Annotated in this window: 6 protein-coding genes; 2 read left to right on the top strand and 4 right to left on the bottom strand. The window is 54.2% G+C overall.

What is annotated here, in order from left to right; all coding sequences use genetic code 11:
* Nucleotides 1–400 precede the first annotated feature (400 nt).
* Complete coding sequence (locus tag ACZ51B_RS04535) at nucleotides 401–2,710, bottom strand: methyl-accepting chemotaxis protein (RefSeq protein WP_464296048.1); 2,310 nt, start codon at nucleotides 2,708–2,710, stop codon at nucleotides 401–403.
* A gap of 551 nt (nucleotides 2,711–3,261) precedes the next feature.
* Complete coding sequence (locus tag ACZ51B_RS04530; RefSeq protein WP_464296047.1) at nucleotides 3,262–4,236, bottom strand: D-2-hydroxyacid dehydrogenase; 975 nt, start codon at nucleotides 4,234–4,236, stop codon at nucleotides 3,262–3,264.
* A gap of 638 nt (nucleotides 4,237–4,874) precedes the next feature.
* Here ACZ51B_RS04530 and ACZ51B_RS04525 point away from each other — a divergent pair.
* Together ACZ51B_RS04525 and ACZ51B_RS04520 are read left to right on the top strand one after the other, a co-directional pair.
* On the top strand, nucleotides 4,875–7,004 hold the full coding sequence (locus ACZ51B_RS04525; RefSeq protein WP_464296046.1) for an ATP-binding protein: 2,130 nt from the start codon (nucleotides 4,875–4,877) through the stop codon (nucleotides 7,002–7,004).
* Nucleotides 7,005–7,073: 69 nt separating this feature from the next.
* The gene (locus ACZ51B_RS04520) at nucleotides 7,074–10,217 is read left to right on the top strand and encodes a glycosyl hydrolase 2 galactose-binding domain-containing protein (RefSeq protein ID WP_464296045.1); all 3,144 of its coding nucleotides are present in this window, start codon (nucleotides 7,074–7,076) and stop codon (nucleotides 10,215–10,217) included.
* Here the strand turns inward: ACZ51B_RS04520 and ACZ51B_RS04515 are convergent.
* Together ACZ51B_RS04515 and ACZ51B_RS04510 are read right to left on the bottom strand one after the other, a co-directional pair.
* Entirely contained in the window at nucleotides 10,156–10,656 is a 501-nt protein-coding gene (locus tag ACZ51B_RS04515; RefSeq protein ID WP_464296044.1) for an RrF2 family transcriptional regulator, read from the bottom strand. The two genes, ACZ51B_RS04520 and ACZ51B_RS04515, sit on opposite strands and share 62 nt — an antisense overlap.
* Nucleotides 10,657–10,695: 39 nt before the next feature.
* Nucleotides 10,696–12,201, bottom strand: a complete 1,506-nt coding sequence (locus tag ACZ51B_RS04510) for a glycoside hydrolase (protein WP_464296043.1) — start codon at nucleotides 12,199–12,201, stop codon at nucleotides 10,696–10,698.
* Between the last annotated feature and the right edge of the window lie 603 nt (nucleotides 12,202–12,804).

Raw genomic sequence — 12,804 nt, 5'->3', positions numbered from 1 at the left:
CGGCGCGACCTCATAAAAGCCTATGTCGGAGCGAAGCGCAGGCATAGGACCAGACCCCAATAACCCCCAGAGGGCTGAAGGCCCGTCCCATCAACCAACCACCAAAACACCCCAAAAACCCGAAAAAACGGGCAAAAAGAGGCAAATTTTAGTACTGTTTTTCCACGAATCCCTGCCCCAAACACCAAAACAAACCCACCAACAAACCACCCACCCAACACCCAAATCCAGGTTCAAACCCAGCCCAAAGCCCCATGCCCGCGCCACCTGTTCCGTAACATCACACACAAGGCACAACGCCACCAAGCACTCTGAAAACAAAAAATCCCAAAATTTCCAAAACCAGGAAATAAAAAAAATCCCCCCAACACCGCAAAACGCGATCTTGAGGGAAGGGGGGTTAGGCTGCAATCCGAACGCGCTGCTCGGTCTCGTCCTTGTTCAGCTTGAACTCCGAGATCAGGGCGAGCAGTTCTTCAGACATCGCCGTCAGCTGCTCCGAGGAGTTCGCAACTGCCGCCACAAGGTGGCTCTGCTCCTCAGCCTGGCGCTTCATCTTCACGGAGTGCTCCGCCACCTCGGCGGCCGATGCGCTCAGCTCCTGGGTGCCTGCGGCAGTCGAGTTACTCGCCGAAGACACCGTCTCAAGATGCTGCTCCAACACAGAAACCGCCCCGTTCATGGCGGTGCTCGTCTGAGCAAGCGCCTCCGTCTCGCTCATCACAAGGCCAGTCTGCTGAATCATTTTCTCAATCGCAGGGATCACCCGCGCACTGTGCTCGGTCCCCTTCGCCACTTCCTCGTGACTCAGTTGCATCGCCGAAAGGGAAGCCTGAATGCCCGACTGCATGTGCTCAATCAATGTGCTGATCTCCGTAGTAGCCTGAGAACTCTGCTCCGCCAACTTCCGGACCTCATCCGCAACCACAGCAAACCCCTTGCCATGCTCACCCGCCCGCGCAGACTCAATCGCCGCGTTCAAGGCAAGCAGGTTGGTCTGCTCCGCAATCGTCTGAATGGTCGAAACAATCCGCCCAACCTCCGCACTACGTGAACCCAGACTCTCAACTTCCTGGACCGAAATCTCCACCTGCTGCCGAATCCGCTCCATGCCCTCCACAGTGAGCTTCACCGTCTGACTACACTCCGTAGCCACCAACGTAGACTCCCGAACAGAGGCGCGCTGATGATCCGCACTCGCATTCAAACTCTCAACCGACTCGCGCAGTGCAGACATCGCACTCGTCGAAGACTCCGCTGCCGCCGACTGAACTTCGCAGCTGCGAGCGATCTCAAAGATCGCCGTCGCACTCTGCTCATTCATCTCAGCAACCTCAGAAAGCGATTCCGTAAGGGTTCGTACCGCCGTATCCGATCGTTCCGCAGAGCTAGTCAAACTCTCGCTGGTAGTGGCAATCTCAAGCGCACCCGACTGGATCGAGCGCATCACCGTCGCGAGCTGAGCAATCATCTTCCGCAACGCATGCCCCAGCTCATCCTCATCCGAGCGAGGCTGAACCGTCGCAGTCAAGTCGCAACATGAAATGGTCGTAGCAGCCTTGGCCATGCTGTCCAAGCTGTCATGAAGCTCCTGTAGACTCACCGAGAGCAGCCCAATCTCGTCCTTGCTATCGAACTGTTTCATGTGCCGGAGGTCACCTTTCGCAAGGCGCGCCACCTCACTGGCAAGGGTCTTGATGTTGCGGATCGTCGCGTTGGAGAAGGCGATGAACATCGCAATGGCAAGCGCCACCACCAACCCAACCCCAGCAACAACGTTGTTCCGACGGGTCAGGTATTCGTCAATCCGAGCATCCAAAACCCCCTGAAGCTGCCCCCGAGTGGTCTCGTGTAGCTTGGAGGCAAGGTTCACCACTTCATCCACCGACTTGTTGATCTCATCCACACCATGCTTCTCAACAGACCCCTTCACAAACCCGAAATCGAGCACCTTGTCAAAAGCAGAGTTGGCAGCCTGAAACTGCGTATTCGAAGTCTCCAGCTTAGGCTTCAGCCCCGCGTTGAACTTGTAGGTCTGGTCAAAATCGGACGCGATGTTGCTTGCAGGAGTGTCGAACTGGTTCTGCAGAACCGCCATCTGAATCCGCTCATCACTCGAAATCTTGCCTCGCTTTCGGATGGAGTAAGCAAGATCCCCCGCCGCAGATGCCTTCTGAATGACGGCTTCCGCCTGAACCAGAGCCGCGTCCATGGTGTAGTAGCTATCCACCTGAGGGTCCAAAATGAGCTGGGAACCCCTCAAAACCGCCGTCATCAACCCAACCACTTTGTCCGCAGCCGCCTGGTGCTGATCAATCACCTTGTCCGGTTCAACCTTCGCCGAGAGCAGTCCGTCGATGGTTTCTTTAAGAGCCTTATAGTCGCTTGCCGTCTCAAAAACCTTCCCAAACTGCCCCTCAACCTGCTCAAGAGACTTCATGTCCTCTGCAATCGCATCCGCAGACTTGGAAGCATCCTGCCCCCGAGTCAGTGACCGCTCATGGTCGGTGACATGCCCGAGGAGGGAATGGAGAGGTTGGAAATAGGTGAGGCCATCCTTTTCACTGAGGGCAAACTGTGCACCGGCACCAACTTCTTTCAAGAAGAAGAACATCAGCATGGCAATCGGAGCCAGGAAGATCATGGAGATGACCAACACTTTGCGCGGATACCGTAGTCGGTTCATCAGCGCTTCAAGTGGTGATAGCAAGTTAAGTTTTCGCATCGTACGTACGGCCAAGGTTTTAGCAAGGCGGCAACATGCCGTTTTTGCTGGATCTACTGAATCTTCGGCGTGTTGCGACACGAAACTCAATGTATTTCGTTGTTGTTTTTAAAGAATATGTAGCTTGTAATCTGATACATCGACGGTTTTTTAGATTGAGAAGGGTTGTTGAAACACACTCACACTAAAGCGAGACTGTGGTCATAAGGTGAAAGGAAGGGTGTTGCTGGAATGACCTTTTCGAGAGGTTTCAGGTTCAAATCAAGATGAGTGAGTGACCGAAAAGTCTTGGTGTGCTGACGCGAACGGGGTAAATCAAGATGCGGTAACGATTAATAAATTGATCGAGTTAATGCAATAAATGCATCTGATGATTACCAGAGTCAATGTACATTATTATTTCTGAAGTTCAGCTAATAACAATTCGAATGAAAGGCATCAGTCGTCTTGGAAATTGTCGGTATTCAGTGCAAGTTTAACGTGCATATTTATACAATTCCACAATATTACTTTCTGGTCAACAAGCCAGTGAACTCTCAAATTACTTGATCGAGCAAAGGCTCAGATTGCTCGAATCTATGTAGGTTCTCGACGAAATGTTGAATCAACCGGCGCAGTTCACCCTTGAACCCGCCTGCGATGTGGGGAGTGATGTAGCAGTTCGGAGCCGTCCAGAGAGGGTGGGTTGGGGGAAGTGGTTCGGGGTCTGTGACGTCTAAGTAGGCCGCCCGAAGTTGACCTGATTGTAGAGCCTCAATGAGCGGCTCCTGGTCAACAGTAGTTCCGCGTCCGACATTGTAGAACAGCGCCCCTGGTTTCATGAGGGCTACTTTGGAACGACCGATCAGGCCATCAGTTGAAGGGCTGGCAGGGAGGACGTTGACGATGTGATCCGCCTCGGAGAGCACGGAATCAAGGTGCTCGATTGCAAAGGTGCGCACTGCCTCATCTCCTCGGACAGATTGACGGACGGCGATGATGTTGAGTTTGAAAGGCTTGAGCAACTCGATCAACCTACGCGCGATGGCACCGTAACCCAAGATCAACACGGTCTCATCTTCAAGAATCCTTGTTGCGCTGCGGTGTTTGATGTACTCCCAACTCCTATGCTGGGCCTGGTCTGCGAAGCATTGGGGGAGTTGTCTGGCTTGGCTTAGCATGAAGGCAAGCACATGCTGAGCGCATGGCTCATCAAACACTGAGGAGCTGTTCGTGAGGTGTGCGTCCCTTGCCTTAAGGGCTTGTTTGAACTCAGGGGTGTCGTATCGGGTGTATCCGGCACTGGTGAGTTGAATCCACTTCAAACCGGGCAGGGAAGCTGCCTGTCCCGGATCGGGTTGACCGAAAGCGATGCTTGCTTTCTCCAGCAACTCGTTAGGTCCACCGGAGACCAGGTTGGACGTTTGCTCGTTGGACATGAGCAAGGTGTGGTTCCCGATCCCAGCTTTCAGTGCAGCCACTTCGTCAGCGTTCAGGTCGGCATTGCACCAAATAGTGAGTGGGGATTCCATTCCTCTATCTTGAACCAATTGAGCCCAGGAAGAGGCAAACCGGGATTAGACGTCAGAAAATCGGAAAACGACGACGGGTTGCAATAATTCGACAATTTCGTTGGAAATGGAACGAAATCCTCCGCGATTCAATAAAAGTTGTCGTCCAGGATTTGTGTGCAATTCGTCTGATGAATTCCTCAAGCAGACTGTTGAGGAACAATATGTAATGATCGAAAAGAATCTATTAGAACAAGGATACACCAAGTTTTTCTTTACGCCAGAAGAATGGGATTCTTTAGTGGATTATGAGTTGTCTAGACTCAGAAAAACTGCAGGGAAGTCTCACGATATGTCTCCAATTTAGGTTCGAAACGTGGGAAAGAACAGGCTTTTAGATTGAGGATCGTTGTTGCTCTGAAATCCTTGATTCTTAACCAAGGTGTCGCTTCCAAAGCGTTAAGCAAATGCGGTTTGCACATTCATGGGGATTCCTACCTTTGAAAAGGCCACCATGCTGTGGTCTTTTAATTCTTATGCGCTCGAAAAATGTTTCAAAGTGTTGGAACAAATAGCCAGTAATTTTCTACAGAGGGGCTAAAAACTTACATCGCAGACTGACGCAGATTGCCTAATACGGTCTAAACTGTAGAACGCGAATGGCAATCCAGTCGATCGATCAGGCCGATGAGAATCTGGCGATGCACGACCTCCCAGCGGAGCAAAACAATGCGATGCTGCGCGCTTTCCTGGTTGCCTCCGATCACGGGGTTTTGCTCACCGATCTTGATCTCAACATCATCGCCTGTAACCGTCGTTTCGGCGAAATCTTTGGCGTTCTTCCATCTGAAGCGTTGAAGATGGGCATGGAGAAGCTCCGCCGCAGGATCTATCCGATGGTTCGGGATGCCGACAATTGGATGGCATCTGTAAACACTCTCTATCAGACTCCAGAGAGGATCTACGAAGACACGATTGAACTCAAAAAGGGGCGTCGGCTCATCATCAAGCGCCATAGCAGCCCCGTTCGGGACTCCAGTGGAAAGATCATCGGACGCGTTTGGACCTACCGTGACGACACAACCCAGCACCGGTTGGAAGAGATGCACCAGATCCTACAGCAGCTCTCCCAGACTTACGACCCATCTCCTGATGCTGTCTGCCGGATGGTTTTAGAAGTCGTGTCGAAATACTATGAGAACACCACCGCGATCCTTTCTCTGAGGCGTGGCGACTTCATGGATTTCCGAGGGGTGGTGGGGCCCAAATCGGCCATCACTCGCCGTACAAGCAATGCCTTTCAGGACTCTTATTGCCAGTTCGCTGTGAGTTCAGAGCGCCCCGTGCTGATTCAGAATGCTCGGAAGGACAAGGAGTATTCGCACATCCCTGCCTCCAGAATTGGCTTTACTCGGTACCTGGGTGTTCCCATTTATGAGGAGGAGAATAACCCCATCGGCACGTTGTGTTTGCTGGATGGGAAGTCTGAGGACGCTCTGGATGAACTTGACCTCCACTTCATGTCTCTGCTTGCAGTAAGGATCTCGGGTGAGCTTGCGCGCGAACGCCATTTTGCTGAGAGGCTGAAGGAACAAGAGGCCCGATTCCAGCGTGAGCGAGCAGAGTTGGCCTCGACCAACTCGGTTTTTGAGGCGATGAATGCCGGTTTCTCGTTGCTTGCCAATGCGACAGATGCGGACACTTTGTTGAAGGAACAGACTCGTCTGATCTCGGGCGTGCTGGGCTATGGTGGTTCGGCAATTCTGATTCGGCGCGCCAACGAAACGAAGTTCCACGGGTTTGCTTCGGCCATCAAGACGCGTCGGATCACGGCGGTGACCATGGAGGCAAGCGAGGCTCCTGATCCCTCCACTAAAGGCTCTATCCGAATGGACAGTCCGAACTGTCCGCTTGCGACCAAGCTGGGAGCGGCGCACACGGCTTGTGTGTTGCGGACTGAAGAAGGGGTTGGCGACATCGTGATTGTGTTTGGCCGTGACGATGCCGCACCTGTTGACGAGCGCCATCGTATTCATCTGGAAGCCATCACCGACCAGGTGTGTCTACTGCTGGCTTCGCATGTGCTGCAGAACGAGTTGGTGCAGGCGAACAACGAACTGACTCAGGCACATGACCAGCTGCTACAGAAGGAGAAGCTGTCCGTTGTTGGGACACTTGCGGCGAGTACAGCCCACGACATCCGCAACATCACGGCTTCTCTCGCGATGTTGGTGGCACCGGGTGCATGTCCCCCTGAAGTAGCGTTGGATGCCATACGCGAACAGTTGGGTCGGTTCAACCTGCTGGCGCACCGCTTGTTGTCCTATGCCAAGCCTCGTATGTTTGCGCAGGAACCGGTTGAGCTTGGGAGTGTGTTGGAAGGGGTGCTTTCGCTCACTTCGGCCCAGGTTCGGGTTGGGAATGTGAACGTGGTGAACAAGATCAGCCAGTCGCTCCCTTCGATTGTGGGCGATCCTCACCAGTTGGAGCATCTGTTTGTGAATCTGATCCTGAACGGCGTGCAGTGCATGAATGCGACTGGGGGAACTCTGACGGTTTCGGCTGCTGTTTCTGGTTCGCAGGTGAAGGTGAAGATTGTCGATTCGGGGCCGGGGATTTCTCGGGACGTGCAGGATCGGTTGTTTGAGCCGTTTGCGTCGACCAAGGCCGATGGGTTCGGTTTGGGGCTTTATAGCTGCAAGCGGATTGTGGATGCCCATGGTGGAACCATTTCGGCGAAGAGGAACCCGTTGCGCGGAAGCACCTTCACTGTGATTCTTCCGGTCTAGTTTCGTTTCTGGGTTCGGTGAGGGCTAAACTCAGCTACCGCAATGTTGCGGGGTAGGGATGAGTTGACCATGAGAGTTTCCTTCGTCGCATGTTTGGCACTTGCTGCTTGTTTCGCGTCCGCGCAGGATTCGGTCTCGATCAAAGATTGGACCCTTCAGGATGCCGTCAAGGTTAAGGAGTCTGGCGCTTCCATCTCCAAGGTTAGCTTCAAGCCATCCAAGTGGTACAAGGCGTATGTTCCTGGCACAGTTCTGAGTTCGTTGGTTCAGGACGGTGTGTATCCGGAACCGTTGTATGGCGAGAACAATCGGCGGATTCCAGAAAGTTTGTGCCGGACTTCCTACTGGTATCGAGCTGTGCTGACAGCCCCGAAGAGCTTCAAGAACAAGAAGATCTGGCTGAATTTTGAGGGCATCAACTACATTGCTGAAGTTTGGGTGAACGGCAAGAGTGTTGGGGCCATCAAGGGGGCGTTTGCTCGTGGGAAGTTTGATGTGACTGGACTGGTTAAGCCCAATGAGTCGAGTTCCATTGCTGTACATATCCTGCCGCCACCCCATCCTGGCGTTCCTCATGAGCAGAGCATTGTGAACGGGGCAGGTCCTAACGGTGGCGTGCTTGGGACGGATGGTCCGACGTTTGTGGCCTCGATTGGTTGGGACTGGATTCCTGGGATTCGAGATCGGAACATTGGAATCTGGCAGGGAGTTTCTCTATCGGCAACGGGGCCGATGACGATTGTTGATCCTTTCGTATCGACGAAGGCGATTCATGGGGACTCGGCGGACCTGAGCATCGCTGCGGTATTGCAAAACCAGAGTTCGAAGGCTCAGAGTGGGATCTTTGAGGGGAGTGTTGAGGGCACGCTCACGCGCTTTCACTTTCCAGTGTCTCTCAAGCCGTCAGAGCGTCAGTCGATCCGATTTCCGAAGATCGTTTTGGATAACCCCAAGCTGTGGTGGCCCAACGGGTATGGCGCGCAGAACCTGTATCGTTTGAAGCTGACTTTACGAACGATGGAGGGAGTTGCGGACTCCAAGACGGTTCAGTTTGGGGTTCGGACGATGGAGTTTTCACGGCCTAAAAGCCGGGACCTGACTGTGGTGGTCAATGGTGTGCCGATCTTTTGCAAAGGTGGCAATTGGGGCATGGATGAGGCGATGAAGCGCAGCCCCAGGGCACGGCTTGAGGCTCAGATTCGGCTGCACCGCGACGCTCACTATACGATGATTCGCAACTGGGTTGGGCAGTCCACACAGGAGGATTTTTACGACCTTTGCGACCGGTATGGGATCTTGGTTTGGGACGATTTTTGGTTGGCGAACCCGGTGGACGGTCCGAACCCGGCGGATAACGAGATGTTTTTGGCGAACGCCCGCGAGAAGATCGTGCGGTTTCGCAACCACCCGTCGATCGCGATTTGGTGCGGTCGAAATGAGGGCGATCCACCTCCTGCGCTGAACAAAGGGCTTGCCAAGTTAACGCGCGAGCTGGACGGTACGCGGTTTTATCAGCCTCACTCTGCTGATTACAACGGGGTTTCTGGATATGGCCCGTATGGCTATGTGAACCCGAGCGATTACTTCCAGTTTCGGGATGCTTTGCATACGGAGATTGGGGTGCCTTCGATCCCGACTGTGGAGGCGATTAAGGCGATGATGCCTGCGAAGGACTGGTGGCCGATCAATGACGATTGGGCGTATCACGACTTTACACGCGGTGCTCAGGGTGGGGATCAGTTTCCGAAGATGTTGGCTCGGCGGTTTGGGCCTGTGAGTGGGTTGGCTGACTTTGTGCGGAAGTCGCAGCTGGTGAACTACGAGTCTCATCGGGCGATTTATGAAGGGCGAAACTCTCGGTTGTTTAGTCCAGCTAGTGGGGTTTTGATATGGATGAGCAACCCAGCGCAGCCGAGTTTTGTTTGGCAGCTGTATAGCTACGATCTGGAACCTACGGCCGCGCTGTTTGGTACGAGAAAAGGCTGTGAACCTATCCATATTCAACTGAACCCTGTGAATGGTGCCGTGCAACTTGTGAACAATACTGCGGGTTTCGTGCGGGGCAGGGTGTTTGTCGATTTGTATCAGTTGGACGGCTCCTTGGTGAGTAAGAACTCCTCCGTTTGCGAGGTGGCGGGCAGTTCTTGCGAGGCGGTGGCTTCGATTCGTTGGCCCTCGAATCTTTCGCCGGTTCATTTTGTGAAGCTGAAGTTTCGGGATTCGAATGGGGTGACCGTGAGTGAGAATTTCTACTGGCGGTCGAGTCCGATCGCGGAGAACAACTTCTCTACCTTTAGCTATCGAGAGTTGAACAGTTTGCCGAGGGTGAATCTGCTTGCGAGTGCCAAACCGGTGGCGAGTGTGAATGGAATGACGAAGCTAAGGATCGTTCTGACGAACCCTAGCAAGTCGATTGCTTTGATGGCTCACTTGCAGTTGCGACGGGCGAAGAGCGGGACGCGGGTGCTGCCTGCTTACTTCACGGACAACTACGTCTCGTTTACTCCGATGGAGGAGAAGAGCGTTGAGGTGGAGTTTGCTACAGCGGATTTGAAGGGTGAGAAGCCTGTGTTTGCTGTGGACGGATGGAACGTGGGGGTTCAGTCGAGCGGGGCGATTCCTTTCGTTTTGAACAAAGCTGCTCAACCGGAGCCTGCTTTGGCGGCTAAGCCTCGTCCGGTGATTCCTGGTGTGCTGATGAGCATCGCTTGTGGCAGCAGCCCTGCCGATGGGTCTCCGTTTATGGATGAGGAAGGGCTTGTGCAGGGCGGACAGGCGCTTTATCAGGGCGGTCCGATTGATCTTTCTGGGGCAGGGAAGAGTGCGGCACCTAAGGAGATTTATGAGTCGGAGCGTTGGGGGGAATTTACCTACACGATTCCGGTCCCACGGACGCGAGCTTTTACCGTTCGGCTCCATTTTGCGGAGCTCTCAAAGGCGATTCCTGGGCAGAGGAAGTTCAATCTGTTCATCAACGACCGGCAGGTGTTGAATGAGTTTGAGATTTATTCCGAGGCGGGCGGGAGTCGGCGTGTGTTGATTAAGGATTTTCCGGGTGTGCGGGCTGATGCGGTAGGGAAGATCGTGTTGAAGTTCCGGAGGGGCTCAATTGATTGGCCTGAGGTGCGTGCGATCCAGATTGTGGAGGAGCCTACGGGTTTAGTCCGCGTAGGTTCTTTCGGAACCAGTCGGCCCGGGTTGAAGACTCCGTGAGGTCGATTTTTCCGTTGAGTTGATGGGCGATGTCGGCGATGGTGGTGGCTTCGAGTTCTTTTCGCCAAAGGGTCTCTGCCTTGAGCATGATGACGTTGATCTCGCAGGGCTTGATGAATGCGATGGGGTCGAGGCAGGCTGGGCCTCTTTGACGGATTTCGGAGCATCGGAAGGCGCGCTCAGTTCCTTCGACGGCATCGACCACTTGTAGGACGGTGATTTCGTTTGCAGGCTTGGCGAGACGGTAGCCGCCTTTGGGTCCGGGGACGGATTGGAGCAGGCCTGCGTGGGCCATGGCTTTGAGGTGTTTCAGGAGGTAGCTTTCCGAAACTCCGTGGAATTCCGCTAAAGCCCCTCCTGTGAGCGTTGCCTGTTTGGGGATCAACGCGAGGACGACTGCGCAGTGCAGGCCCCATTCGACGCCATCGCTTAACTTCACTTTAGAAGATCATACTCGGCAATCGTGGATGAGTTTTATCTACTTGTAGACACCGTCTAGGATGAAGGTCTGGACGGTGTTTGGATAGAAGTATGACCAGAAGATTTTGCCCGACGGGTTGTTGACGGGCCAGCTATCGGTCATGAGGAGCCAATCGGGCACGCCTCCTCCGGGTGCGGTGGTTGTGCCGACCCTTGTGAAGGTGGATCCGATGGTGGTGAACGCTGAGAGGTTGTAGTTGACCCACTGTCCGGTGCCGAAGTTTACGGTGACGATGACGAGGCGGTGGAGGGTGGGGTTGTAGGCGGCTACTGAGTTGTGGTCATCGATGTTGATGATGGTGTAGCCGGCTTTGAGGTAGCGGGTGAACTGGCCGTAGACGTAGAACTTGCGGTTGACTCGGACGAGCGGGGTGGTGACCCCTGATACGGCTCCGTCTCCGTTGTCTGCGTAGGTGGCGTTGATGAGTCCCCAGCCGTAGGCTCCTCCGTCTGGCTCAACGGGTTGCCAGTAGCACCAGGCGGTTGGGCGGAGGCCGTACATGTCTCGCGTGATGCTATCGGCCATGGTCATGCCGCTTGCGTCGTTGTCGCCGTACTCGGTGCACCAGATTTTCTTGGTGCCGACGATGGAACGGAGGGTGCTGCGTCCGGATCCTCGGTAGGGGTTGAGTCCTGAGTAGCCGTGGACGTTGACTCTGCCGACGTTGTTTTTGGTGGTTGAGCTAAAGCTGTTCCAGGTGTTGATGGCGTCGTCGACGCTGTTTTCATCGGAGGCTGCTACGGCTACGCCGGTGAGGCCTTGTGAGTTGAGGGAAGACCTGAGGTTGCCGATGATGGTGGATTGGAGGCTACGGGAGAAGTTGCAGCCTTCTTGTCCGTTGGGGTAGTTCCACCAGCCTGCTGCGGGTTCGTTGAAGGGTTCTACTGAGGTGAAGTTGATGCCCCAGTTTGTGGCGGCGTACTTGGCGACTTTGGCCATGTAGTCGGCGAATTGGGTGTTGTTCCAGCTGGTGAGGTTGTCTGCGCCTGCGGTGTCGCTGCCGGAGGTGCTGTGGTTGGCGTTCATCCACCAGACGGGGGAGTCGGAGAAGAGTTCGAATTGGTTGGCGCCTCTGTCTCGGGCCATCCACATCATGTTGCGTTGGTTGGAATCGACCCACCAGTTCCAGCTGGTGGAGGTGATGTCGCTGCTGTTCCAGTCGACCCAGTAGGCGTGGATGTCTTTGTACCACGGCATGTTGGGGGATTTTTTCTCTTGGGACTGGTTGATGCCGCCTCCGCCTACGTTGTAGCGGACGACGTTGAGTCCTAGTCCGGGGACTCCGTTGACGCTGTTGGTTGTGTAGATGAGGTCGGCGTAGGTGCTGGCGTTTGTTGTTCCGCCTATAGCGCGTGCCCACCATGCGAGGGAGCTTCCCCAGCCTTCCCAGGTTCCCCAGGTTGTGTTTGGATTGATTGTTGCTGTGTAATCAGCCATTGCATTTCCGTGCAAAGAGAGCGCTACGGTTGCGGCGCATAGACCTAGAATTGTTTGTCGAACCATGTTTTCACCTTCGAAAAGAGTTCTTCTATGTGAGCTAAAGTAATTTAGCTCACACATTTATAGATGGTAGCAGATTGTGTTGGGGGCGTCAAGTTTGGTGGGTTGTCGTAGTAAGGAAGGGACGGTTTCGTTCCCGCCCAAGTGCTGCATTCGCAGCACCCCACCCCTATTTTAAAGCTGCGCTTTCCCAGGCCTGCGCTTCGCTCCGACCTGGGCTTATATGGGTCGCTCCTTCAGAGCTATCGGACGTTTCGGTTGGGTCTTGGTAGGGAACAGAGCGCTTTCTCAGGCCTGCGCTTCGCTTCGACCTGGCTTATATGGGGCGCTCCTTCAGAGCTTTTCGGACGTTTCGGCTGGGTCTTGGTCGGGAATAGAGTGTGGCGGGTCCCGCTCTAGTGCGACATTCGCAGCATCGCATCCCCTTCTGAAGTGGTGCGCTTTTTGCAGAGATGTTCGGACGTTTCGGCTGGGATTGTATGGCGATCGCGATGTTGGAGCTTCGGAATAGCGGACATGGGGTTTGGCTTCTGACTGAGTTTGTGGATGTTCTTGGGCAGACGATTAATTTATTTACACGCGCAAGTGGATAATCATTCTAAAATG

The sequence above is a fragment of the Fimbriimonas sp. LA-C6 genome (genome assembly GCF_055398105.1).
The sequence above is the reverse complement of the archived record's forward strand: the minus strand, read 5'-3'. Positions and strand labels throughout refer to the sequence as shown.